The 24,195-nt window shown below is 60.6% G+C and carries 27 protein-coding genes; 16 read left to right on the forward strand and 11 right to left on the reverse strand.

The window, feature by feature from the left end; translation table 11 throughout:
- Nucleotides 1-186: 186 nt before the first annotated feature.
- Nucleotides 187-690, forward strand: a complete 504-nt coding sequence (locus GRB96_RS15570) for a maltose acetyltransferase domain-containing protein (RefSeq protein ID WP_240894218.1) — start codon at nucleotides 187-189, stop codon at nucleotides 688-690.
- On the opposite strand, the gene GRB96_RS04820 is transcribed toward GRB96_RS15570, so the two are convergent.
- The 8 genes from GRB96_RS04820 to GRB96_RS04855 form a co-directional block, all read right to left on the reverse strand.
- Nucleotides 596-1,561 carry an arsenic resistance protein gene (locus GRB96_RS04820; protein WP_161430997.1) on the reverse strand — a complete coding sequence of 322 codons (966 nt, stop codon included), beginning with the start codon at nucleotides 1,559-1,561 and terminating at the stop codon, nucleotides 596-598. The genes GRB96_RS15570 and GRB96_RS04820 overlap by 95 nt on opposite strands.
- 15 nt (nucleotides 1,562-1,576) lie before the next feature.
- On the reverse strand, nucleotides 1,577-1,900 hold the full coding sequence (locus GRB96_RS04825) for a rhodanese-like domain-containing protein (RefSeq protein WP_161430999.1): 324 nt from the start codon (nucleotides 1,898-1,900) through the stop codon (nucleotides 1,577-1,579).
- A gap of 113 nt (nucleotides 1,901-2,013) precedes the next feature.
- A complete protein-coding gene (locus tag GRB96_RS04830) occupies nucleotides 2,014-2,721 on the reverse strand; it encodes a cytochrome c biogenesis CcdA family protein (protein WP_161431001.1) in 708 nt (235 codons plus the stop codon).
- Nucleotides 2,711-3,121: a thioredoxin family protein gene (locus tag GRB96_RS04835; protein ID WP_205743493.1), complete on the reverse strand. Its 411-nt coding sequence runs from the start codon at nucleotides 3,119-3,121 to the stop codon at nucleotides 2,711-2,713. The genes GRB96_RS04830 and GRB96_RS04835 overlap by 11 nt, the downstream gene beginning before the upstream one ends.
- A 62-nt stretch (nucleotides 3,122-3,183) precedes the next feature.
- Nucleotides 3,184-3,633 carry a CNNM metal transporter family protein gene (locus GRB96_RS04840; protein ID WP_161431005.1) on the reverse strand — a complete coding sequence of 150 codons (450 nt, stop codon included), beginning with the start codon at nucleotides 3,631-3,633 and terminating at the stop codon, nucleotides 3,184-3,186.
- Nucleotides 3,634-3,687: 54 nt separating this feature from the next.
- A complete protein-coding gene (locus GRB96_RS04845; protein WP_161431007.1) occupies nucleotides 3,688-4,041 on the reverse strand; it encodes an ArsR/SmtB family transcription factor in 354 nt (117 codons plus the stop codon).
- A 4-nt stretch (nucleotides 4,042-4,045) separates the two neighbouring features.
- Nucleotides 4,046-4,348, reverse strand: a complete 303-nt coding sequence (locus tag GRB96_RS04850; RefSeq protein ID WP_161431009.1) for a hypothetical protein — start codon at nucleotides 4,346-4,348, stop codon at nucleotides 4,046-4,048.
- Nucleotides 4,349-4,923: 575 nt separating this feature from the next.
- Nucleotides 4,924-6,288, reverse strand: coding sequence for a DegQ family serine endoprotease (locus tag GRB96_RS04855; RefSeq protein WP_240894220.1), 1,365 nt, complete (start codon nucleotides 6,286-6,288; stop codon nucleotides 4,924-4,926).
- A gap of 228 nt (nucleotides 6,289-6,516) precedes the next feature.
- Here GRB96_RS04855 and GRB96_RS04860 point away from each other — a divergent pair, with 228 nt between their 5' ends.
- The 4 genes from GRB96_RS04860 (at nucleotide 6,517) to GRB96_RS04875 (ending at nucleotide 10,356) form a co-directional block, all read left to right on the forward strand.
- Nucleotides 6,517-7,431, forward strand: a complete 915-nt coding sequence (locus tag GRB96_RS04860; RefSeq protein ID WP_089685292.1) for a cation diffusion facilitator family transporter — start codon at nucleotides 6,517-6,519, stop codon at nucleotides 7,429-7,431.
- 101 nt (nucleotides 7,432-7,532) lie between these two features.
- Nucleotides 7,533-8,210 (forward strand): DsbA family protein, encoded by a 678-nt coding sequence (locus tag GRB96_RS04865; protein WP_161431011.1) that lies wholly within the window; start codon nucleotides 7,533-7,535, stop codon nucleotides 8,208-8,210.
- Nucleotides 8,207-9,466 carry a M23 family metallopeptidase gene (locus GRB96_RS04870; RefSeq protein ID WP_161431013.1) on the forward strand — a complete coding sequence of 420 codons (1,260 nt, stop codon included), beginning with the start codon at nucleotides 8,207-8,209 and terminating at the stop codon, nucleotides 9,464-9,466. The genes GRB96_RS04865 and GRB96_RS04870 overlap by 4 nt, the downstream gene beginning before the upstream one ends.
- 107 nt (nucleotides 9,467-9,573) lie before the next feature.
- Nucleotides 9,574-10,356 carry a ZIP family metal transporter gene (locus tag GRB96_RS04875; RefSeq protein WP_023007116.1) on the forward strand — a complete coding sequence of 261 codons (783 nt, stop codon included), beginning with the start codon at nucleotides 9,574-9,576 and terminating at the stop codon, nucleotides 10,354-10,356.
- Between the two features lie 21 nt (nucleotides 10,357-10,377).
- On the opposite strand, the gene GRB96_RS04880 is transcribed toward GRB96_RS04875, so the two are convergent.
- Both GRB96_RS04880 and GRB96_RS04885 read right to left on the reverse strand, forming a co-directional pair.
- Entirely contained in the window at nucleotides 10,378-10,857 is a 480-nt protein-coding gene (locus GRB96_RS04880) for a MerR family transcriptional regulator (protein WP_089685295.1), read from the reverse strand.
- Between the two features lie 34 nt (nucleotides 10,858-10,891).
- A complete protein-coding gene (locus tag GRB96_RS04885; RefSeq protein WP_089685297.1) occupies nucleotides 10,892-11,614 on the reverse strand; it encodes a cytochrome c biogenesis CcdA family protein in 723 nt (240 codons plus the stop codon).
- Between the two features lie 109 nt (nucleotides 11,615-11,723).
- On the opposite strand from GRB96_RS04885, the gene GRB96_RS04890 reads away from it, so the two are divergent.
- The 11 genes from GRB96_RS04890 (at nucleotide 11,724) to GRB96_RS04940 (ending at nucleotide 23,494) form a co-directional block, all read left to right on the forward strand.
- Entirely contained in the window at nucleotides 11,724-13,919 is a 2,196-nt protein-coding gene (locus tag GRB96_RS04890) for a heavy metal translocating P-type ATPase (RefSeq protein WP_089685299.1), read from the forward strand.
- Between the two features lie 17 nt (nucleotides 13,920-13,936).
- On the forward strand, nucleotides 13,937-14,419 hold the full coding sequence (gene lspA, locus GRB96_RS04895; RefSeq protein ID WP_240894127.1) for a signal peptidase II: 483 nt from the start codon (nucleotides 13,937-13,939) through the stop codon (nucleotides 14,417-14,419).
- A gap of 4 nt (nucleotides 14,420-14,423) precedes the next feature.
- Nucleotides 14,424-15,956, forward strand: a complete 1,533-nt coding sequence (gene lnt, locus GRB96_RS04900) for an apolipoprotein N-acyltransferase (RefSeq protein ID WP_240894128.1) — start codon at nucleotides 14,424-14,426, stop codon at nucleotides 15,954-15,956.
- Nucleotides 15,956-17,023, forward strand: coding sequence for a L,D-transpeptidase family protein (locus GRB96_RS04905; RefSeq protein ID WP_089685305.1), 1,068 nt, complete (start codon nucleotides 15,956-15,958; stop codon nucleotides 17,021-17,023). The genes lnt and GRB96_RS04905 overlap by 1 nt, the downstream gene beginning before the upstream one ends.
- 364 nt (nucleotides 17,024-17,387) lie before the next feature.
- A complete protein-coding gene (locus tag GRB96_RS04910) occupies nucleotides 17,388-18,152 on the forward strand; it encodes a cytochrome c oxidase assembly protein (RefSeq protein WP_240894221.1) in 765 nt (254 codons plus the stop codon).
- A complete protein-coding gene (locus GRB96_RS04915) occupies nucleotides 18,130-18,594 on the forward strand; it encodes a copper chaperone PCu(A)C (protein WP_161431016.1) in 465 nt (154 codons plus the stop codon). The genes GRB96_RS04910 and GRB96_RS04915 overlap by 23 nt, the downstream gene beginning before the upstream one ends.
- A 25-nt stretch (nucleotides 18,595-18,619) precedes the next feature.
- Complete coding sequence (locus GRB96_RS04920; protein ID WP_240894129.1) at nucleotides 18,620-19,183, forward strand: SCO family protein; 564 nt, start codon at nucleotides 18,620-18,622, stop codon at nucleotides 19,181-19,183.
- Nucleotides 19,184-19,824: 641 nt separating this feature from the next.
- Nucleotides 19,825-21,126: an ISL3 family transposase gene (locus GRB96_RS04925; RefSeq protein WP_161431020.1), complete on the forward strand. Its 1,302-nt coding sequence runs from the start codon at nucleotides 19,825-19,827 to the stop codon at nucleotides 21,124-21,126.
- Nucleotides 21,127-21,200: 74 nt separating this feature from the next.
- Nucleotides 21,201-21,506, forward strand: a complete 306-nt coding sequence (locus tag GRB96_RS04930) for a DapH/DapD/GlmU-related protein (RefSeq protein WP_338074010.1) — start codon at nucleotides 21,201-21,203, stop codon at nucleotides 21,504-21,506.
- Nucleotides 21,507-21,921: 415 nt separating this feature from the next.
- Nucleotides 21,922-22,326: a hypothetical protein gene (locus tag GRB96_RS04935; protein WP_161431021.1), complete on the forward strand. Its 405-nt coding sequence runs from the start codon at nucleotides 21,922-21,924 to the stop codon at nucleotides 22,324-22,326.
- Between the two features lie 664 nt (nucleotides 22,327-22,990).
- On the forward strand, nucleotides 22,991-23,494 hold the full coding sequence (locus GRB96_RS04940; protein WP_161431023.1) for a hypothetical protein: 504 nt from the start codon (nucleotides 22,991-22,993) through the stop codon (nucleotides 23,492-23,494).
- Nucleotides 23,495-23,656: 162 nt separating this feature from the next.
- Here the strand turns inward: GRB96_RS04940 and GRB96_RS04945 are convergent, their stop codons facing one another.
- Nucleotides 23,657-24,028, reverse strand: a complete 372-nt coding sequence (locus GRB96_RS04945; protein WP_161431024.1) for a histone-like nucleoid-structuring protein, MvaT/MvaU family — start codon at nucleotides 24,026-24,028, stop codon at nucleotides 23,657-23,659.
- Nucleotides 24,029-24,195: the final 167 nt, after the last annotated feature.

Raw genomic sequence — 24,195 nt, forward strand, 5'->3', positions numbered from 1 at the left:
CCCGAGTCGAGTTTTGGAGTGCGCTTGCTCTCGCGGTAGGGGCGGGTGTCTGTGTTCAGGCGGTAGTGCAGTGGCTTGTGCTGCCCAACAAGACGCTCCAGCCGACACGCTGACGCGCGCGGCTGAGCTTTTGCGTTATGAGTAAATTGGTCTTGGAGTCCAAGTTTAATGTCAGAAAAAGAAAAAATGTTAGCAGGTAAGCTTTATGATCCAAGTGATGAAGAGTTATTAAAGTTAAGATTGAACGCTAGACTGTTAACTGAAGAGTTGAATACAACCTCTGTCGAGTTTCATCAAAAGCGTGTTGAAATAATTAGACATTTGTTTGGTACAACAGGTGACAATATTCACATTGAATCTTATTTCAATTGTGACTACGGCTCTAATATTCATGTTGGTGATAATTTCGGGTATCCGGAATATCTGGTTGATTTCTGGTTATCGCAAAAAGGTCCCTACTCTCTGCCTCACCGGATTTCTCGGTTGATGGGTGCTTGGTTTACTCAAGGGTTGCGTCCGGTGAACTACCCTCCGGTCGGGGCCATGGTGCAGATCGCCAGGCGCCGCCGAGAGGTGGCGTCACGGAGCCGTGCGGCTAGGAGGGAGAGGGGTCTGGGATCAACTTGCCCGGCACCCAGCTCAGGTAGGCCACCATGCCGAACAGTTCGACCAGCGACTGGAAGACGATGACCACCACGGCGGCTTGCCAGGCCTCGGGCAGCGCCAAGGCGATGGGCAGCACCACAAAGGAGTTGCGGGTGCCGAAGCTGAAGGTCAAGGTTCTGGCCGAACGCGTGGGGAGCTGGAACAGTCTGCCGAGGGTCTTGCCCAGGAACGCGGCGAAGATCAAGTAGGCGACGAAGATCAACAGCACCTGCAGCAACACCCCGGTGAGGCCGGCCACGGTCGTCACCTGCGATGCCGCGATGACGAAGACTACCAGTGCCAGTAGCGGCACGGGCAGCATGCCCAGGCCATGCACCCACCGCCTGGTATTGAGGCTGCGCTCGGCCAGGCGCTCGGTCATCCAGGCCAGGGCCAGAGGCGTGAGGATCAGCCCCGCAAAGGCGCCGAGCAGATGGGTGCTGATGGCGGTCTGAAGCCACTCCGCGCCCAGGAAGAGCCAGAGATAGACGGGCAGGGCCAGCAGCTGCGCGAGCAGGAGCACCGGTGTGGCGGCAATGGCTCGGCCGGCATCGCCTTTGCCGAGGTGGGTGAAGCTGATGAACCAGTCGGTACAGGGGACGAGCAGCACCAGCAGCACGCCGGCTTGCACGGCGACTGATACGGGCAGGAGGGTCATCAGCCCGCCTAGGACTAGGGGGATCACCACGAAGTTGCCGAGCAGCAGGGCCGCCAGGAAGCGCCAATCCTTGAGGCCCTGGCCGATTCGCGTCAGCGGCACCTGGGTAAAGGTGGCATAGAGCAGCCCGCCGAGCAGCGGCCAGAGAACGGCTTCAAGGCGTGAGGTCACGTCCGGCAGGCCCAGCCCGATGGCCAGGCCTGCCAGGATACCAATTAGATAGATCCAGGATTGCTGGCGTTCCAGCCAGTCGCGCACGGGAGAGGATCCTTCTCAGTGTTCCAGTGTCAAGCCTTCGGCCAACCAGGCCTTCTTTCCACCCACATAGTGGTAGACCGCGGTGTAGCCGAGGCGGGCCAGTCGTTCGGCGGCACGGCCGGCCCGTTTGCAGTCTTCACTGGTACAATACACGACGATGGTCGCTTGCCTGTCGGGTAGCCGGCGGGGCGCCTCGTCCAGGATGTCGTCGGAGACGATGTTGATGGCCCCCGGCAGGTGTCCCTTGGTGAAGGTCTCGGCCGGCAGGGTATCCACCAGGGTGAACTCCCGGTGTCGCCGCTGCCAGTCACGTAGGGTGGCGGTATCGATCGTTGTCATGGTACCTCCTGGCTTGGCGTGATGTTCCTCTTCCATCCTCGCCGAGGCTTTCCGGCCTCTCTTCCTGGTTTCCCGGTTGAACGCCGGCGCAAGGACTGTCCCGCAGGAATCCCCTACAGGCCCGTCACCCAAGCGGGAAGCATCTGCACCGCCCAGGTCTGCAGGACCTTGTCGACGCCGGTGAGCACGAGTCCTCCCAACAGCAGTAGTGTCCAGCCCAGCAGGCGTTTACCGAGGTCCGCGCTCTTCATGGCCGTGGCATTCCAGCGGGCGATCGCCCGGCTCGACAACAGGCCGGCCGCCAGCAGGACCGCCGCCGTGCCCGCGCCGAACATCAGCATCACCAGAAAGGCGAGGCCCATCTGCTGGCCCATGGACGCCAGCCCGATCGCTGCGCCCAGGGTGGGGCCCACACAGGGAAGCCAGACGAGGCCCAGCAGCAGGCCCACGCCGAATTGGCCATACCAGCGCTCGGCGCTGGCGTCGAGATTCCACCGGGACGTTACAAACGACAGCCCCGATGTCAGGCGGTTGGCCAGGGGCTTGATCACCAGCATGGCCCCGGCGGCCAGCAGGATGACGGCGGCGAGGTAACGGAACGATTCCGGGTCCAGCCCCAGGTTGACCAGGAAAAACATCAGCACACTGCCGGCCACGGCGAAGGACAGGCTCAACCCACCGGCCAGGGCCAGGGGGCCGAAGCGACCGGTGGTGGTGGACGAGGCGATGACCACCGGTACCAGGGGCCAGACGCAGGGCGAGAGGATGCCCACCACCCCCGCCAGGAAGGCGAGGGGGAGCGCCGTCAGTTCAAGAGCCATCGGTCACGGCATTGAGTTGGCTGAAAATCTTCTCCTTGCGAGTTTCCCCGACGGCGAACCAGACCTGCTCGGTGCCCGAGAACAGCACCAGCGTCGACTGATGTGGGGCCTTGAAATGGGTCACCCATTGCTTCTGGGTATCGTAGTCCACGTTCAGGATATGCAGCCCGGCGTCCGGGTACTGCTGCTGGTATTCGGTGAGAACCTGCTTTTGCCTCTGGCAGTTCGGACACCATGGCGCGCTGATGTGCACCAGCACACTTTCCCCCTGCTCCTGCAACGTCTCGAACCGCTCCATGCTGAACGGCTCGGCGTCCAACGCCATCGCCGCCGGTGCCAATATCAGGGAAAACAGCAACACGACATATCCCGTCAGGGCCGAGAGTGGTTTGCGAATCACGAGTCTTTTTCCTCTTGCTATCACTTGGGCGGTAGCGACCGCCGACGTTCGTTCAGGATGTGTCATGACCCGCCGTGCCTGCCCAGATAACGGTCCAGCCCCCACAGCAGCAGGCCGAACAGCAGGTGCGGCAGGGCGGACGCCGGAATCAGTTGGGGACCGATAGCCAGGCCGGCGAGTCCCCAGCCCACCACGGGGAAGAACACCACCAGGATCACGACCCACAGCACGGCGGCCAGGCCCAGCGCGGTCGGCAGGGTCTTGCGCGGGAAATAGCGCACGAACACCACCGACCAGAAGGTCACGTAGACCGTATGGAAGAGCAGGCCGATCGGCATCGGCAGGGGCCGTCCCAGCAAGGTCTCGGCGAAGGCCAGAGAAGGGGGCTTCGGGAAGGGGGATACGCCAGCCTTCAACAAGGCGACCATCACGATGGCGGTGAGCACCGACACCGCGATCCCGATGCCGATCGCCCTTGGCCAGGAGGGTTTGGTGGGGACTGTCTGGATCATCTTGCGCTCCCTTTTGATGAACGGTGTGGATGGACCCTCAGGCGAGGCGGAGGGTCACCGGTCGCGAGACGTGGGGCAGCGGGGCCCGCAGCTTTCCTCGGCCTCGCTGCAGCAGGCACCGACCAGGTGGTCCGTCAACGCCAGCAGGGCATCGAACACCGCGCGGTAATAGACGAACTGGCCCTCGCGGTGCGATTCGACCAGGCCGGCGGCGGCCAGCTTCTGCAAGTGGAAGGTCAGCGCATTCGGCGCCACGTCGAGGCGCTCGGCGAGCCTGCCTGCCGCCAGGCCGGTGGGGCCCGCCGCCGCCAACTGGCGAATCGCCGCCAGGCGAACGGGATGGGCGAGGGCGGTCAGTTTTCTGGCGACGATGTCGTCGCTGTTCTGGCGTCCGCAACCGTGTGCCATGGACTCATGCCCTCGGGTCGCGCTGCGCTTGGCCCGCATCGGCACAACCGCCGATCGGGCCGCAACCGCAGCTTCCGGCCCTTTTCGATGCGACGCGACGGCGCAGGTAGAGATAACCGCCGACCGCGCCAAGCGCGGCGATGCCGAGCCCGATCTGTCCCGCCAGCGCTAGGCCGACTCCACCGGCGGCGAAGAACGCGGCCAGGAAAGGGACGACCAGCGGGGCGCAGCAGACCGCGCAGGCCGTGAGCAGCACGCCGCCCGTCGCGACGGCCTTGCCGGAGGGGCTGGAGGATGTCTTGCTCATGATGGGTTCCTCTCGGGTTCGGGCGCTAAGTGGATGAGCTCGATCGGCTGTCTGGCGACGATGTCGCCATCGTCCTGGGTCAATATTTCAATAATAAATGAACTCTATATTTCATGCAATAATGAAATATAGGCGTCACGCAACATGGTGTCGGCTTCAAATCCTTGACCAAGCTCTGAGCTCAGAGCTTGCCCCCTGCGGGTAGCTCAAGCCGGTTGTGGCCAGCGGAATACCAATGCCGTTGAACAGGAACGCCGGCGAGACGTTCTCGGCGTAGGCGGGGTAACATCACCACCCGTACATCGGCATCCTGCCGCGCCCGGATCACGCCACCGGTGGTATTCTTCTCCTTGATGGGGTCGGCATGGCCAGCAGCTCCACCGAACGACCGCCCACGGCAGCGAAGATTACCATGGCGCCGTCGCCGCGCAGGCGCACGGCCTCGCTTTGTTCGGCTGCCCCTCCACATGCTCGCGTTCCATCAACAAGCGGTTGCTGAGCGGAGCGGGCCGTCTGCCCCCTGACCCACCACGCCCTTGCCATTGAGGGAGTCGAATGCCGACGTCCCGGACAGGTCAGTTACTCACCGGGCGTAAGGCAACGAAGTAGGAACGGCCCTCGCGGTTGATGAGCACTGGGACGACTTGCTCTTGGGGTAAGTTGGCGGCCATATCGGCCAGTTGCTCCGCACTCTCCACCGACTGCTGGCCGATGCTCATCAGCACATCCCCTGGCCGGATCCCGGCCGCTGCCGCGCTGCCGGCGGGATCGACGCTGACGATACGCACGCCCTGCTTGATACCCAGCTGGCGACGCTCAAGCTCGCTCAGAGACTGCACTGTAATACCCAGTCGCACCGGACCGCCGTCGCTATCACCCTGGTTAGCAACCACATCCGGCCACTCCCCGACTGTCAGGGTGATGGGCTGCTTTTCACCATCGCGCAGCACCGAGAGTTCGACTTCCTCACCGGGCGTCACTTCGCCCACAAGTCGGGGAAGCGTGGTGGAATGATCCACCTCCTCGCCATTCACCTTCAGGATAACGTCTCCTGCTTGGAGACCACCCTTGGCTGCCGGTCCGCGAGGGTCCAGATCTGCGATCAAGGCTCCTTCCGCCTGTTCCATGCCGAAGGATTCCGCCAGGTCCTTGGAGACCGGCTGGATCCTGACACCCAGCCAGCCACGGTTCACGAAGCCGTCATCACGCAGTTGGTCGGCCACATCCATGGCCACATCGATCGGGATGGCAAACGAAAGGCCCATATAACCGCCGCTACGGGTCAGGATCTGGGAGTTGATACCCACGACCTCACCGTCCAGGTTGAACAGCGGACCGCCTGAGTTACCCGGGTTTATGGCCACGTCGGTCTGGATGAAGGGCACATAAACATCCTGGGGCAGGGTACGGTTGATGGCGCTGATGATGCCCGCGGTCACGGAATGGTCGAAGCCGAAGGGCGAGCCGATGGCGGCGACCCACTGTCCGACCTTGAGGTCGGAGGACTCGCCCAGCTCCAGGGTGGGCAGGTTGTCCGCCTCGACCTTGAGCACCGCCACGTCGGTCTTCTCGTCGGCACCAACCAGCTCGGCCTCGAGTTCACGGCGGTCGTTGAGGCGCACCAGGATCTCGTCGGCATCCTTGACCACATGGGCGTTGGTCATGATGTAGCCGTCTTCATCGAAGATGAAGCCCGATCCCAGTGACTGACGTGGCTCCTCATTGCGATTGGGCGCCCCGCCGGGTGGCATCGGGATGCGGTCGCCGAAGAACTCTCGAAAGATCTCCGGCACCTCCTGCCCCCCAAACTGCCGAGAGGACGTCATGGACCTCTCGACCTCCCGTGAGGTGGAGATGTTGACGACGGCCGGCGCGGCCTTGTCGACCAGCTCCGTGAAGTCTGGCAGTCGTGGCTCGGCGAGGGCTGGCGTCGCCAGCATCAAGAGTAAAGCTAGGCTCATCAGCCAAGTGTGCGAGTGAGGCTTGGGTATCACAATGAGTTCCTTCCGGGGCATGAGACATGGTAACCATGTCTGGTACAGCGCCCACTATGCAAAGTTCCACCACGCCTAGCCCTAGCTCGGCCTTCATTATAATTCGAGCTTGAACCTTGAGTTGGTATAGGTTTTATACTGTCGCGTCATCAGGTGACACCACAAGGACGACGCATGGGACATCATCACGATCATCCCCATCTTGACCCCACCTCTGGTGACCGTCGGGTGAGCATCGCCATCTGGGCCAACGGGATATTGACCGTTGCTCAGATTGTTGGGGGTATCCTGGCGGGAAGCCTCTCGCTGATCGCGGATGCGCTGCATAATTTTTCCGACATGGCGGCGCTCGTCATTGCCTTTGCGGCCCGCAAGATAGCAAGACGACCGCCAGACTCACAGATGACGTTTGGCTATGGACGAATCGAGATTGTGGCGGCGCTGATCAACTACACCACGCTCATTCTCGTCGGCGTCTACCTGATTTACGAAGGCGCCATGCGCATGATCGACCCGCCAGCGGTTCAGGGCTGGATCATCGTTGTCATCGGTGCCGTCGCCTTAGCAGTCGACGCGCTCACGGCCTTGCTTACCTGGTCGATGCAAAAGCATAGCGTCAATATTCGGGCCCTGTTTCTGCACAACCTATCTGATGCGCTTGCGTCCCTCGCCGTGATCATTGGGGGCTCGCTGATTCTGCTATACGACATGCGCTGGGTAGACCCCGCGATTACGATCGGCATTGCGCTCTATATTCTTTATCTCGCCTTTACGGAGATTGGTGGCCCTATCCGGACACTGATGTTGGGATCGCCACCCGATATCGACGGCCAATCAGTCATTGATGCGCTGCGTGACGTCGAGGGTGTCCAGGATGTACATCATGTCCACCTATGGCAAATGCAGGAAAGCACTGCCGCGCTTGACTGTCACGTGGTGCTCACGGAAGCCGGCTGGCAGCAGCTTGAGGCGATCAAGGCGGATATCAAGGCTCAGCTAAAAGCGCGCTTTGACATTGGCCACTCCAGCTTGGAATTCGAGCATATTGATCATGCGCATCAGAGAGCCAATCTTTATGGGCATGGATGACACGTCACTATTCGCCGACTTAGGCACCCAACAGCGGTTGAGATCTACTCAGCAGCTCTCTGGTCTTGCTTTCCGCTTAACCACTTGAATTGGAGAAGTCAATGTACAAAAAAGCGACGTTTATCCTGGTTGGCGCGTTGATGCTGATCGCCCTCATCGTGATCGTAGCGAGACCCTCGTTGTTGGGCATGGGCGCCGAGGCGGCCAGCCAGGATGGCGCTCAGGCCGAAAACTCTCTGGTGCGCTCACACTCGCCTATTCTGGGGCCGGAAGAAGCGCCGGTGACCATCGTGGAGTTCTTCGACCCGGCCTGTGAGGCCTGCCGTGCCTTCTATCCGCTGACCAAGCGCATCCAGGAAGAGTATCCCGACCAGGTGCGGTTGGTGGTGCGCTACACGCCCTTCCACGGAGACGTGTCCGATACCGCCATTCGCGTGCTGGAAGTCGCCAGGCGCCAGGACGTCTTCCAGCCGGTGCTGGAAGCGTTGCTGGCCCGGCAGAGCCAGTGGGCGGCTCATGGCAGCTTCGATGAGGCCGCTATTCTGGATATCGCCAGCGAGGCTGGTCTGGACAGGGCTTCAGCAGAGGAACAACTTGATTCCCCCGAGGTACAAGCGGTCATTGACCAGGACAAGGAAGACGTCAAGGCCAACCAGATCCGCCAGACGCCGACCTTTTTCGTCAATGGTGAGCTGTTGGACCCCTTCGGCATGCAGGAACTGGTCGACGCCGTCAATCGTGAGGTGACCGAGGTCGCTGGCGAGGACGATGCGTCATGACACGGCGCTGGTTGCTGCTAGGGTTGGTGGGTCTGGGCCCTCTGCTGGCCGAGGCCCATTGGCAAGAGAACACCTTGCTATCACCGAGCGAACCGGCATCGGCCAGGGCACAAGCTCTCGCGCAGAGGGGCTCAGCGCCCTTGGCCGTTCAGCCGCCCGAGATCGTCGCCCAAGAGCTCACCGTGGCATCAGGGGATACCCTGAACGCACTGCTGTTGCAGCTTGGCGTGAATGCCGAGACGCGCACCCAAGCGTTGACATCGCTGGCGGGGAGGTTCGACCCAAGAGGCTTGCGGCCTGGAGACCGTCTCACTGTCACCTCTCTGACGACCGGACAGCCGGTGTCGGTGGCCATCGAGCGTGACTCGGGTATTCAATACGTCGTTACACTGGGGGAGCGGCCGTCGACGCGGATTGTCCCGCCTCGTCTCGACACCCTGACTCTGGGCCGTGAAGTGGACATCGAAACGTCACTTTATGCCGCCTTGGCGGCAGAGGGGATACCCACGCGTTTCGCCATGGACCTCGAGGTGCTGCTAGGCGGACTCATGGACACAGCCCGAGATATCTCGGGCGCGGAGCGCCTGCAGTTACTGTGGGAAGAGGATCGCCGAGAGGATGGCACGCGAGTCGGGCCTCCCCGTCTGACCTATATGGGATTGGCTGACCCGTCGGCACGACTGGAGATGGTATGGCCGACGGACCAGAGAGCCACCGTGATGCTCTTCAAGGACGGTAGCCTTGTGGAGACGAAGCGGTTCCCGGTGCTCGGCGCACGCCTGACGTCCGCCTTCGGCAATCGACGCCATCCCGTTTACGGTGGGGTACGTCGTCATGACGGCGTCGACCTTGCCGCCCCTCGCGGCACCCCAGTCATGGCGACGGCGCCGGGGCGGGTCTCCTTCGTCGGTCGCCGGGGAGGTTATGGTCGTGTCGTGGAGGTAGAGCACGAGAGGGGCACTCTCAGTCGCTATACGCATCTCAGTCGCTTCGCCTCCGGCCTGTCGGTCGGGGACGCCATCAATGCCGGCGACACGCTGGGTGAAGTCGGGGCCTCCGGACTCACCACGGGGCCCAACCTGCACTACGAAGTGAGAGTGGGTGACCGACCTGTCGATCCCCTGGAGGAGGGGCAGCGCATCATTCTGGGGGAGTCACCGACACCCCAGGATTATCGAAGCGCGCTCTTCGAGGCTCGTGGTCGTCTGAAAAAAGCCATCGGTACGTCTGGTCTGGTCGCCTTGGATAATCGATAGGCCGCCAGGCTGGCTTGTTGTATGAGACGCAGCGGTGGCCATGTAATGGCTATCGTCGTGTGACTCAACATTCCCTGCAGTACCAACCCTCCAAAGGGGAAGGGTCTATGGAAGGTGTCTCTCCAGTCACGCTGGGGTTTTTGGGTAGTCTTGCCGCCGGTTCGATGACCGCGATCGGAGCGCTACCTATCCTGATCAGCAAGGCGCCCGATCGTGCCGTTCGCGACCTGGCACTCGGATTCGCCGCCGGTGTCATGCTGGCGGCGTCCTTCTTTTCACTGATCATTCCCTCCCTGGAAGCCTCTGGACTGCGCTATGGCGGTAGCGTCTTGCCTGCCGTCATTGCCTGCGCGTCGATACTGATGGGGATGGGGCTGGTCGCCCTGCTGAATGAGCGACTCCCCCACGAGCATTTCGAGCAGGGGCGTGAAGGGCCACAGGCAGCATCGCTTCGCCGAATCTGGCTGTTCATCATTGCCATCACGATCCACAACCTGCCAGAGGGTCTGGCGGTTGGTGTGGCTTTTGGAGCAGGGGGAAGCGAAGGGGGACTTCCCCTTGCCATCGGTATCGGCCTGCAGAATGCGCCGGAAGGCCTGGCGGTGGCAGTGGCACTGCTGGGTGAAGGCTATTCACGCTGGCGATCCTGGACCATTGCCTCCCTCACCGGGCTGGTAGAGCCGCTGGGTGGCCTGCTAGGTGCGGGAGTCGTCAGCATGTCACAAGTGCTGCTCCCCTGGGGGCTGGCCTTCGCCGCCGGCGCCATGCTCTATGTCATCAGCCATGAGATCATTCCCGAGACCCACCGAAGTGGCCACCAGAACAAGGCGACGTTGGGGCTCTCGGTGGGGTTGGTACTCATGCTGTTCCTGGATGTCTCGCTGGGCTAGCTTGCCGACCCTTCCAGGCGCCTACCCCAGGTCGTGAGCGCCTCCGTGGGCCTGGTCGCTGATACAAAGCTGATGATCGCTCAACACTTCGATGATCCGGCAGCTTTCGACCTTCCCCCCGGCACACTGGCTGACCATCCGTTTGAGCTCGTCACGCAGTGCGGAGAGCCGCTGCAACCGCGACTCGACCTCCTCCAGGTGGTGCTTGGCAATGGCGTCGACCTCCTGACACGGCATGTCGGGCTGGTCTGACATGGCCAGCAGTTCACGCACCGCTTCCACCGAGAAGCCGAAGTCCCGAGCATGGCGAATGAAGGTTAGCCGCCTGACGGCTTCCTCTCCGTAGCGGCGTTGACCGCCCTCGGTACGTGTCGCGTCGCTCACCAGCCCGATGCTCTCGTAATAGCGAACCGTTTCGGGCTTGCAGCCGGCACGCCGGGCCAGTTCGCCGATGCCGATATTCCTCTCCGGGACGTGGGACGTGTCGACAGAGTTGGTCATGGTGGCATCTCCGTAAAAACGATCAGCGTCTGAACTACCCCAGAGTTGCAAGGGAAGGAAAGAGTCCCAGCATGAAACTTGAAAGCTGGGTCATGGTGCCTGTCGCGATCGCAATCCCCATGACGATCACGATCGTGCCCGCCACAGGTCTTGTATAGGCACTCCACCTACCGAGCTTCCGGCTGTTTTGCGTCATGACGTTCAGAAAGATGGTGCTAGCCAAGAAAGGAAGTGCCAGACCAAGAGAATAGCTTGTCAGATAGACCATGCCGGCCTGGGCGCTGACAGCACTGCCGGTCGCCATCAGGATGGCTCCCAGGATGGGACCGATACAGGGTGTCCAGCCAATGGCGAAGGACACGCCAAAGATAGTTGCCGATAGCGGTGAGCCACCCTGGACATTGGGTGAAAACTGCAGCGTTCGTTGCAGCAGTGGCAAGCGAAGTATACCGGTCATGAAGACGCCTAGGAGGATGACCACGCCTCCCGTAATCCAGTTGAACTCGTTCCGATAGCCTCGAAGCAACTGACCAATGCTGCTGGCCCCCAAGCCCAGCATGATAAAAACCATGGTGAATCCCAAGATGAAGAAAGAGCTGAGAATCAGGGCTTCCAAGCGCTTGTCCTTTTTCCCGGCGCTTCCTCCCGTAACCACCGACAGGTATGCCGGGAGCAAGGGCAGGGTACAGGGGGAAAAGAATGAGACAAGGCCACCCGCGAAGGCGCCCAGCAAGCCAATGGACGACAAGGATTCCAACGTGCCCTCCCAAAGAACAGCCCTTCAGGCTGTAACCGATGGAGCTTGAAGCTGTAGTTGCTACAGGGTTTATGCTGTCGAATAATACATCATCCCACGGAGTCACACCATGGAGAAATCGACACACTTTGAGGATTCGCCTGCCTTGAAGCTCCGCGTCGAGGGCATGGACTGCGGCGGCTGCGAGCGTAAGGCCGAGGCCGCCCTGGGCCGCCTGGAGGGCATCAAGGAGGTGTCGGCCAGCTCGGTTACCGGCTCGGTCACGATCCAGCTTCATGAGCACTCGACGCCCTCGCATGAGTCGATCGAGGAGACTCTCATTGAGCTTGGCTACCGCCTCGTCGACCAGGATGAGGAAAGTGAATCCACTACCACGCCGGACTCCTGGTGGCAGACCGCCAAGGGGCGCCTGGTGCTCGTCACGGGGGGGCTGCTGGCTCTGGCCTTGGTCCTTCGCATGACCTGGCCGGTCCTGGGGGGCTGGCCTTTTGTCGCCGCCACCCTGGTGGGCCTGATGCCCATCGCCCAGGGCGCCTGGGGCGCACTGAAAATGCGCAACCCCTTCACCATCGAGATGCTGATGAGTATCGCCGCCCTGGGCGCCCTGGCCATCGATGCCGCGGCCGAGGCGGCAGTGGTGGTCTTCCTGTTCGCCGTGGGCGAACTGCTGGAGGGCGTGGCCGCCTCACGGGCGCGACGCAGCATCTCGGCCCTGGCCGATCTGACGCCGTCTACCGCGAGATTGATGGAGAATGGGGATGCCCGGGAGGTCTCGGCCGCCACGCTCACACCTGGCCAGCGGGTACTGGTAAGGCCGGGCGACCGTGTCCCCTGCGATGGGCGTATCCTGGCTGGTGAGTCCGATGTGGATGAGTCACCGATCAACGGAGAGTCGGTGCCCCGCTCGCGTGCCCCGGGTGACGACGTCTTCGCCGGCACGGTCAACCTCGATGCCGCCCTGGAGGTGGAGGTAACCCGCGGCGCCGAGGACAACACCATCGCGCGGGTCATCCGCCTGGTGGAGGAGGCCCAGGCCGCCAAGGCACCGGTGGCCCGCTTCATCGATCGCTTCGCTTTCTACTACATGCCGGCGGTGGTGGGGCTCGCCCTGCTGATGGCGGTGGTGCCGCCGCTGGTCTCGACCATGGCCTGGTCGGAATCGGTCTATCGCGCCCTGGCCCTGCTGTTGATCGCCTGCCCCTGTGCCTTGGTGATCTCGACCCCCGCGGCGATTGCTGCCGGCCTCTCGACGGGCGCCCGGCGGGGCCTGCTGATCAAGGGCGGCGCGGTACTCGAACAGCTGGGCAAGCTCCGAACGGTGGCGTTGGACAAGACTGGCACCCTCACCGCCGGCACTCCCCAGGTCACCGACGTGGAGAACTGGGCCACCGACCAAGGCGAGCACGAGGTACTGAGGCTGGCAGCGGCGATGGAGCGGGACTCCAGTCATCCCATCGCCACGGCCATCTTTTCGCACGCGCAGAAGCTGGGCCTTTCCATCCCCCAGGCGAACGGTAACCGCGCCCTTTCGGGACGTGGCGTCACCGGCTGGATCGAGGGGCGTGAGCTGAGCCTGGTCTCCCCCCGTCACCTGACAGCGCCGACCGCTCTCGATGACGGTCTGCGTGCCCGAATTGCCGAGCTGGAACATGCCGGCAAGAGTCTCGCCCTGCTGGTCGAGAGTGAGCGTCCGCTGGGGCTGATCGCCGTTCGCGATGAGCCGCGTGGGGACGCCCGGGAGGGGCTCGCCGCCCTGTCACGTCTCGGCGTCGAGGCCGTCATGCTCAGTGGTGACAATGCGCGTACCGCCGCTGCCATCGGTGGCTCGCTGGGCATCGAGGCCCATGGCGAGCTGATGCCCGAGGACAAGGCCCGGCGCGTGCAGCAATGGCAGGCCACCGGACGCGGGCCGGTCGGCAAGGTGGGCGACGGGATCAACGATGCCCCGGCACTGGCGGCGGCCGATGTCGGCATCGCCATGGGCGGCGGCACCGACGTGGCACTGGAAACGGCGGATGCGGCCCTGCTCAAGAACCGCGTCACCGGCATCGCCGAGCTGATCGACCTGTCTAGGGCCACGCTGCGCAACGTCAAGACCAACGTCGCCCTGGCGCTGGGCCTGAAGGCTATCTTCCTGGTGACCACGGCGCTGGGCATCACCGGCATGTGGATCGCGGTGATGGCGGATACCGGTGCCACCGTGCTGGTGACCCTGAACGCCATGCGGCTGCTGGGCTATCGCTTCTCACCAGGGACCGCCATGAGCGGCTCGGCAAGCCCGCGCTACCAGGCAGCCACGTCATGAGAACGAAACGGATAGCGATGGCGCCGCAGAGTCGGTACTGGTTGGCACTGGCGGGCCTGGTCGGCCTGGCCGACCAGGCCATCAAGGGGCTGGTACAGGCGCTGATGCCGTATGGCCAGGCCAACCCGCTGACCCCATTCTTCAACTGGGGCCACTGGTGGAACACGGGGGCAGCCTTCAGCTTCCTCGCCGATTCAGGTGGCTGGCAGCGCTACCTCTTCCTCTGCCTGACAGGAATAGCGGCTATCGTGCTGACGTTCCTGTTGTGCAGGCCCAGGCCCCGCCTGGAGGCGCTGGGGTACAGCTTGATGCTGGGTGGCGCGCTGGGTAATGGCATCGACCGCCTGGCGCGAGGGTATGTGGTGGACTACCTGGACATCTACTGGCGAGAGTGGCACTGGCCCGCCTTCAACCTGGCGGATATCGCCCTGTTCCTGGGTGTCATTACCTTTGCGATGGCGGCCTTGCATGAACGTCCCTCCCCCAGGTTGTCCGAGTGACGGCATGGATGCACAGAACCCGCCAGTCCGGGACATGACGCTTTTCGGACGGCTCTCTCCGGTCCTCGGCTGTTTGCTGGCCCTGACCGCCGGAGGGTTGACCACCCTTAGTGCCGCGCCCTTCACGCTGTGGTGGCTGGGCCCGGTGGCGGTGGCCCTGGTCTATGTCGGCATCCATGCCCTGACACCCGCTCAAGCCGCCCTCCGCGGTTGGTGCTATGGCGTGGGCCTGTTCGGCTCCGGTACCTCCTGGGTCTTCGTCGCGATCCACGACTATGGCGATACGGGGGCGCTCCTGGCGCTCTTCCTCACCGGTCTGTTCGTGGCCAGCCTGGCGCTGTTCTATGCCGTGCCCTTCTGGCTCTATCGCCGCGTCACGGGCCCACGCCTGGCCTTCCTCAGCTTCGCCGGCGCCTGGGTACTCAGCGAGTGGCTGCGCACCTGGCTGTTTACCGGGTTTCCCTGGCTGCTGCTGGGCACCTCTCAGGTGGACTCGCCGCTGGCGGCCTGGGCCCCGGTAGGCGGCGTCTATCTCCTGTCGCTGATCACCGCCCTGACCGGCACCCTGGGCGTGGAGCTCCTGCGCCGCCGCTGGTGGGCCGCGGCGCCCATCGCCGCTCTCTGGCTGACTCCCCTGGCCCTGCCGGCCCAGTGGACCTTCCCGGCCGGCGAGCCGCTGGGAGTCGCCCTGCTGCAGGGCAACCTGGACCAGTCGATCAAGTGGACGCCCGAGGGCCAGCGTGAGGCGGCCAACATCTACACGGTGTTGACCCTTGCCCAGTCCAACGACCTCGACCTGATTGTCTGGCCCGAGGCGGCCTTGCCGATGTTCGAGGAGAACGCGCGGCCCATACTGGAGCGGGTGCAGTCCAAACTGTCGCCCGACACCGCCCTGCTCACAGGCATCCTGCAGCGCGACGGCGGCAACAACTACAACGGCGTGATCGGCCTGGGTAACGCCGAGGGCCATTATCGTAAGGTGCGTCTGGTGCCTTTCGGCGAGTACCTGCCGCTGAAGCGCCTGCTCGCCGGCACTATCGCCTTCTTCGACCTGCCCATGCCGACCATGACCCCCGGGGCCGCGGCTCAGGGGCCGATCCACGCCGCCGGAACCACCATCGGTAACGCCATCTGCTACGAGATTATCTATGCCGACCGGGTCGCCGAGCAGGCGCGCGATGCCGAGCTACTGTTGACGGTCTCCAACGACACCTGGTTCGGCCGCTCCATCGGCCCCCTGCAGCATCTGCAGATGGCCCGCCTGCGTGCGCTGGAGAATGGCCGATACCTGATCCGCGCCACCAGCAACGGCGTGACCGCCATCGTCGATCCTCAGGGCCGTGTCACGGCCCGCGCACCACAGTTCCAGGCGACGAGCCTTCGCGGCGAGGTACTGCCCATGCAGGGCCTCACCCCCTTCACCCGAACCGGTAGCTGGCCCGCTTGGCTGTTGGCCGCACTGCTGACTCTACTTGGGTGGAAACGCAACCTACATCGGTCGATTGACAACACACCCGGCGAAAAAGGAAGAGCGTAATGGCCTTGTCGACATTTCATTCAGGTGCTCTGGAGAAACCACTGTTGGGGCAACGTCGAACCAGCATACTGATCGCTGTGATGGCCGGTTGGCTCGCGCTCATCGGCGTTGCTCAGGCCCAGGAGGAGAACAAGTGGCCCCGCGGTCACTATCCGCTGCCTGAAGAAGGCAATGTGATCGGCGACACCTACCGCATAACGGTGGAGGATCGAGAAGATACCCTGCTCGATATCGCCAGGCGACACAACCTGGGGTACAGGGAGATCGTGCGCGCCAACCCGGACGTGAGCATCTGGATTCCCGGCGAGGGTACCGAGGTGACCATACCCGGGCGCTTCATCCTGCCCGCCACAGAGCGCACTGGCATCGTCATCAACATCGCCGAGCTGCGCCTTTATTACTATCCCGAGGTGGATGACGACGAGACATCACGTGTCGAGACCTATCCTATCGGCATCGGTCGCGAGGGCTTCGATACTCCCCTCGGTGTGACCAAGACCACCATGAACATTAAGAACCCCGCCTGGTACCCACCCGAGTCGGTTCAGCGCGAAGCCAGGGCACGCGGTGAAGAGGCGCCCAGCGTGGTGCCACCAGGCCCGGACAATCCGCTGGGAGACCATGCCATTATCCTGGGTTTCGATGGCTACTTGATCCATGGGACCAACCAGCCGGATGGTATCGGCATGCGTGCCAGTCGTGGCTGTATTCGCATGTTCCCTGGGGACATCGAGTCGATCTTCGACCGCGTGCCCGCCGGCACCCAGGTCCGAATCGTCAACCAGCCCATCAAGATCGGCTGGCATGAAGGGCAACCGCTGGTTCAGGCATTCCCGCCTCTGGAGGGGGAGGGGCACAGCATGTCCACGTTGGTAGAGACCGTCACACGCCTCAACCAGCGCAAGGCCGAGGGCTGGAGCTTCGATTATGAACAGCTTCGTGGCCTGTTGGATGACCCCAGCGGTCGCATGGTAGCCCTGAATCCCAAGCCGGAGCCGGAGCCAGATAAAACACCTGACCCTGACTACCAGGGTATCTACGCAGAAATTGCGCTGCGCAGGCCATGACGACGACAACATGGCGGGTCCTGTCAGTCTCGTGATGTTGACTTCAGGCGTGGCTGATACAGGACCTATCGCCCTGTGCAGGGTCACTGGCGGCGCGTTGGCGGTATACCCAACTACTGAACTGGTGCCGTGCCTTGGGGCGCGGCCTTCCTCGCCTCCCAGGCACCGAGGTGCGGGCTCTGGCTTCATCTGCGTTTATAGTCCCACCTTGCCGCATGCCACGTTGGGCTCCTAGTCTCACCGTTGGCATGCCGATTCTGGGGAGGGAAGGGCTATCGACCTCGACGTTGCTCTGGGCTACCTGCTGCCGTGGGAGTTCTCGCTGGCCTGGTCGGGGGCCTGCCTGCTGGCCATCGCGCTCTACCTGCGTGGCCTTCGGCAGCGCCGACGGCGAGGCGAGGCCACCGGCGCAGGCCGAGTCCTTGCCTACCTGCTGGGTGTCGCCACCATCTATGGCGTCACCCAGACCCATTACGACTACCTCGCCCAGTACATGTTCTTTACCCACCGGGCACAGCATCTGGTATTGCATCACGCCGGTCCCTTCCTGATTGCCCTGGCCGCCCCCCTGCCGGTACTGACAGACGGCTTGCCGACCCGAATCAGGCACTTTTCAGGATGGAGGCCGGTCGCGCGCCTGCTGCGCCCCGTATACCGGACGCTTCAGCATCCACTGATCGCTCCCGTACTGTTCGTCGGGCTGATCTATTTCTGGTTGATTCCCGAGGTCCACTTCGATGCGATGCTGAGTACCGACCTGTATCAAGTGATGAACTGGAGCATGGCGCTGGATGGGTTGCTGTTCTGGTGGTTGATCCTGGATCGCCGCACGCCGCAGCAGGGCGGCCTCGGTTACGGCAAACGCATCGCCATCCTGCTGGTGGTGATTCCGCCGCAGATCGTGCTGGGGGCCTATATCGTCTTTAGCAAAAATGTCATTTTCGATGTCTATGAGGTGTGCGGGCGCGCCTGGCCGCTGGACCCTCTGACTGACCAGCTCCTCGGTGGCCTGTTGACTTGGGTACCGGCCACGATGATGAGTGCCATCGGGGTTCTGATCATTCTCAGCTTTCTGTTCCGTGATGCCCGCAAGGAGGATGCCGCTGATGTCTCTCACGCCACACCCTAGTCTGCCGCGACTAGCGAAACCCTGGTGCTCGACCTTCCTGCTGCTGATCGCGACGTCCGGCACGCTGGCGGCTGCCGAACTGGAGGTCAGCGAGGCGCGTCTTAGGCTCCTGCCCGGGGACCTGCCCGCGGCAGGCTACTTCACCCTCATCAATACCAGCGAAAAGGGCGTCACCCTGACAGGAGCGGATAGTCCCGCTTTCGGTAATGTCATGATGCACCGCAGTGTCAATCAGGATGGCGTCACCCGCATGGAGCCCGTTGCCCAGCTGGAGCTGGCGGCGGGGGAACAGGTCGAATTTGCTCCGGGTGGCTATCATCTCATGCTCATGAAGCGGGCTCGCCCCCTCGTCGTAGGTGACGACGTCGAGGTGAATCTTCATTTCGCCGGCAATCAGCGACAGCGTGTCACGTTCCGCGCCGTGGCGCCGACAGCACAGTAGGGGGAGCAGGATGCGCCGATGTATCATGGCACTATTCGTGACGCTATGGATTGCGGGCTGCAGCGATCCAGACTGGCAGACCAAGGATATCTCGGGGCTGATGCCATCCCTGGCGTTCGAACTCATCGACGAGAACGGGAATACGGTGAGCGCCGATCAGTTCCTCGGCAAGACGACGCTGCTGTTCTTCGGCTTCACCCATTGCCCCGATGTCTGCCCCACTACCCTGGCGCGCCTCGACGCTGCCACCCAGCGCATGGATGAAGCGGCTCGCGATGACATCCAGGTGCTTTTCGTCTCGGTGGACCCCCGCCGCGATAACGCCGAGACGCTGGATAGCTACACCGCCGCCTTCGGCCCCCAGTTCATCGGCCTCACTGGGGATAAAGCGGCACTCGATAAGCTGACACGCCGCTATCGGGTGACCTACGGGTATGGTGAAGAAGACAGCGAAGGCAGCTATGATGTGTCGCACTCCAGCGCTGTCTTCGCCTTCAATGCCCAGGGAGAAGTACGCCTGCTGATCCGGGACAGCGACCCCATGGATGCCGTGGTTGCCGACCTCGAAAGGCTTGCCAGCGGTGCCTGAGTTGTCACCGTCCAGTGCCCTATCTTCCGTCGAGAACCAGTACGGTTCAGGGGGAGAAAGGCTGTCGAGGAGGCTTGCCTAGGAGTACGGCGCAGGGTTCGTCGTAGCGCCTTGAGGCAGCCGAAAACCACGTTCGATCACATTTCACTCTTGGAAATTGGGTCTGTCGACCCTGGGGTTAACCTGGGCCGCCGGCGCCTCGCTGGTCATGTCCCTCACCGGACGCCTGCTCAAACAGTCGTGCCAGCCAGAGGACCGTCCGGCGCTGTTCGCCGCGCAGTTCTCGCTTTCGCATGGCTGGTGGCCTATCCGTTGGCCGGCTGAGTCGGGGCCGAGGTGGGCCTGATCGAGACCTTCGCCCTGCTGGGGGCGATTGCGCTGGTGTCGACGGCGCTCGCGATCCGTGTCTGGCCGTCAGGGAACCCTATGGCGCTCGAGCATGATCATGCTCCTATGGAGCACACCCATCTGCACTATCATGACGACCACCATCAGCATGAGCATGAGGGCTGGGAGGGGCCGGAACCGCATCGCCATCCCCACCATCACCCAAGGGGCAGGCATCGGCACATCTTTATGATCGATGGCCATCACACGAGATCGCCGTCGTGACATGACAAAGAGGCACAAGGAACGTTTGCATGACCATTCTGCCTGACAACATCCTCCATTTACCGGAATACCGCATCCTGGGTACAAAGATGGAAGAGCATGATCTCCACTTTCAGGTCGAAGCTCCGGTCCCTGTGGCCTGCAAGGAGTGCGGCGTAGAGGGAGAGTTCGTCAGGTTTGGCAAGCGCGATGTGGCTTACCGAGATCTGCCCATCCACGGCAAGCGAGTCACCCTATGGGTGGTACGACGCCGCTACACTTGCCGAGCCTGCGGAAAGACATTCCGCCCACCACTCCCCGAGATGGTTGACACTCATCGCATGACGCGGAGGCTTTACAGCCATGTCGAGAAGGAAGCCTTCAACCATCCCTACGCTTATGTGGCCGATACCACGGGCCTGGACGAGAAGACTATTCGAGAGATCTTCAAGAAGAAGGCTGAGTTCCTGGCGACCTGGCACCGTTTCGAGACACCCCGTTGCCTGGGCATCGACGAGCTGTACCTGAACCGCCGCTACCGTTGCATCCTGACCAACCTTGAGGAGCGTACCCTGCTGGACCTGTTGCCCGGTCGTCAGCAGGACTCCGTGACCAGACGCCTCATGAACATGACCGACCGCAACAAGGTCGAGATCGTCAGCATGGACATGTGGAAGCCCTACCGCCGTGCCGTCCAGGCGGTGCTGCCACAGGCCCGCATCGTGGTCGATAAGTTCCATGTTGTGCGTATGGCCAACGAAGCCTTGGAGAAGGTCCGCAAGGGGCTCAGAAAGGAGCTGACGGCCAACCAGCGACGGACGCTCAAGGGTGATCGGAAGATCCTGCTGAAGCGGGCTCACGATGTCTCAGACCGCGAACGGCTCATCATGGAGACTTGGACGGGGGCCTTCCCTCAGCTCCTGGCAGCCTACGAGCATAAGGAGCGGTTCTACCACATCTGGGACTGTGCCACCCGGCGAGATGCTGAGAAGGCACTAGCTGCCTGGATTGACGACATCCCGCAGGGGCAGAAGGAAGTCTGGAAGGATCTTGTCAGCGCCGTCAGCGAATGGCGTGAGGAGATGCTGACCTACTTCGAGACTGACATCCCGGTCACCAACGCCTTCACGGAGTCGATCAACCGGCTGGCCAAGGACAAGAACCGCGATGGCCGGGGCTACTCATTCGAGGTGATGCGGGCCCGGATGCTCTATACCACCAAGCACAAGAAGAAGGCGCCGCAGACCAAGGAGTCCCCGTTCCTAGGCAAGGCTACCATGACCTACGGCAGGGGTCTCCCCGAGCCCGAGAAGAACTTCGGCGTCGATCTATCAACCTTCTGGGAAGATTAAGGTTTTGGTGGATCAGAAGGGATCGTCAACCACTTAATCCGGATACCCATAATTTCTATGCTAATTTCGGCTGCGTGATTTTGGATGTTGCGGAAGTAAAATTTGGTAAGAACTGTTTACTAGCACCTCAAGTTGGAATTTATACTGCGACACATCCCTTAGATCCAATCGCGAGGAACAGTGGTTTAGAGCTAGCGAAGCCAATAAAAATTGGTGATAATTGTTGGATAGGTGTTCATGCGGTTATCAACCCTGGCGTGACCCTTGGGAACAATGTGGTGGTAGCCTCTGGTGCAGTGGTAACGAAGAGTTTTGGGGACAATGTCGTAATTGGTGGTAACCCAGCGAAAGTGTTAAAAGAAATCAGCGTTAAGCCATAATTTACTCATAACAAAGCATTTAAGAGTGATTCCCAACGCTTGGCATTTTTCATTCCATCGTTGGGTTTTATGTTTACGGTGGTATGGTTGGGTTTCGTGGTAGCGTTGCTCACACCTTAATGCGGCGTTATATCAGCTCTGGCTGAATGTCCGTTTCTGGCCGAATGGGGAATGTTAGTCTATGCTGATGAGCAGCTTTCGGCCCTAAGCGGCCATGTCAGCAATGGCTGTATGCTCGTGAATTGGGGATATGTGGCACGCGCAATGATCAGCGTTATGCTGCCAAGCTATACTTATTTTCTTGGTTTTTCAAAAATATAAGAGATGGGTGGGCGTCCAGCATAACATTATTGAGCGCGCGTGCGCGTTTAAGTGAAATATAAATCACGCGGTATAATACCTGTTAGGTTTCTGAATGAGCTCAGATTTGATTTCGGTCTTCGCGCTTTTCGTTTCGATAGCAAGCCTGCTTTGGTCTTGGAAAATATCGAAAGCAGCTAGTTCAGTCGCTGTGGCTGAGAAATTGTCCAACCTTAAAATCACGGCAACTGAGGCAGTTCTTTTTATTGAGAATAAATTGAACCAGGAATGTCGCGAAGAAAGTGATGATTTTTATAACCGTCAAAAACGCCTGCGCCGTATTTTGGAAAAGCTTTTGAAGATTAGGGCGCAGCTCGACACTAAAACTTGGCGGAGCTCGAGTAAGTCAGTGGTAGAGCTTCAGGAAATCTCCGGACTTATGTTGGAAGTTCTAAAGGAACTCGAGGCAGAAATGAGAGTTAACGTTGCCGAAATGGGACGTGAGGCCAATGAAACCTAACAAGTCGCTAAAGTTCGTTCCGGCCTTTGGCCTACAGCGGACGCGCTTAAACGCGCCGCTTAGCTTAATCTCTGGGTGACAAGATGAGTAGTGCTGCCAAACTCGCAGAAGCTGGTTTCTTCCTAGAACTATTGGACGCCCTTGAAAATAGGGAGCGATCACTCACCCACGGTTCAGGATCAGCTATGGAGGTGTCGTAATTGCTTAGTACTGTTATAAATTCCCTTTGTTCGGCGCTTGAGTATGCAAAGCCAATTGTAGGGGTTGATGCAGTCAAGGCATACAAGGCCGCTCACTCAACGCTACTCAGCGGGCAAGACGTTCGCAATATCACGATACATGAGAGGCACGTCGGTATTGATCACTACGGGTATATACCTCCGTCGGGAAACACGGTTAACTTTGACTTCCGAAAAACGCCGCGCTTAGTTCAAGAAGAGCGATCAGCTTCAACAGGTGTCGTTCTAAATGTGGGTGCCAATTACCACATCGAATATCAGGGAAAGCTTACTGACCTCACTGACCTTTGCTTTCAACAATTCTATGAGGTGCGCGCATTCCTTGTTTCTCGCGGCGTTGTTACCCAACAAGGTGCTGAAGCGGACAGTCCCGACTCCGGTGCGCCTGCTATTTAGCTTGAGAGTTATAGCCACACGGAGTCACCATGGATCTAAATGAATTGGCGGTAGAGTACTATCACAGCTCTCTTGATCTTGCGCAAAAAGCCCTTCTGGCTGGCCTTTCGGTAGCAGGTGTTGCGTATTTGGTCGCAATAACCGGGGTGAGCAGGGAGTCATATGCTGTCCCTCAGGTTGGTGTGGAAGTGGAATCGCTTAGTTACTTTTCTATTTCTCTTATAATTCTATTTATGGCGTGCGGATTTATTTGCAATTATGGAATTCGTAAAGCTATAGATAACTGGAATTTAATTTCAAATGAGGATCTTGCGGCTAGGTTGCTCGAAGTTCCAAGTTTATTCATGCTTGGAGTTGTAGTTGATGCTTTGCTTTACGGATTCTTATTTATGGTTGGGGCAAGTCTTTTTGAGCCTATATTTGGAGTGAGCAACTGGATGTCTTTGATATTTGGCAGCGTGGTAGTTCTCCCATATTTTCTTGCTTTTAGTTTATCTTCCGATTTGCGGCGATTTAGGGGGAGTGCACAATAGCCATAACAAGGCCAGGCGCAGCGACGTCTTTTCCGTCGCGGCTTCGCCTGCACTACAAAGCCGCGCGTGCTAGCGGCGTTATACGTCAGGAAAATCTCAATGACCGCTCTTGGCCGAAAGCGGCCCTGCCAACCACATCTTTAGATGGGCAGGGCATGATCTTTAATCCTCTGTTCTGACCAGCCATCCTTCAACGGTGTCCGAGCCGTATTCGTCCTTCCAGGCTTTTAGTGTTTTCTGGTTGCCGCCGCGTGTCTCTACGACTTCACCAGTATTAGGGTTTTTATAGATCTTCAGCTTGCGTTTGGCGCGACCCGTGCTCGTGGTGCTGGAGTGTTTGGCCGTTGTCTGTTGCGGGTCAAGCAACTTGATGACGTCTGAAGCCGACTTGTCAAATTCTCGCATGAGAGCTTCCAGCTTATCCTTGAACTGAAGCTCAGCCTTGAGGCGGTCGTCGTTCTTGAGCCTATCCAGCTCTTCCTGAAGCTGCTTTAACTGCTGTTCCTTCTGCATGTAGGAAGCTAGTATGGACATGTGGTCTCTCTCTTCGGGTGGATAGTTACAACTATGGAGAAGAGTCAAGTGTAAATCAAGTCATAATGGCGTCCCTGCAAGGTCAGAATTGGTTCGCCGAGACGACCGCGCTTCATGCGGCTTCTATGCTCGATGAGCCTGAATCACTGGAGTATGACGCGCTGCGA

Origin of the sequence: Halomonas alimentaria (assembly GCF_009902005.1) — a bacterium.
Taxonomy (GTDB): Bacteria; Pseudomonadota; Gammaproteobacteria; order Pseudomonadales; family Halomonadaceae; genus Halomonas; species Halomonas alimentaria.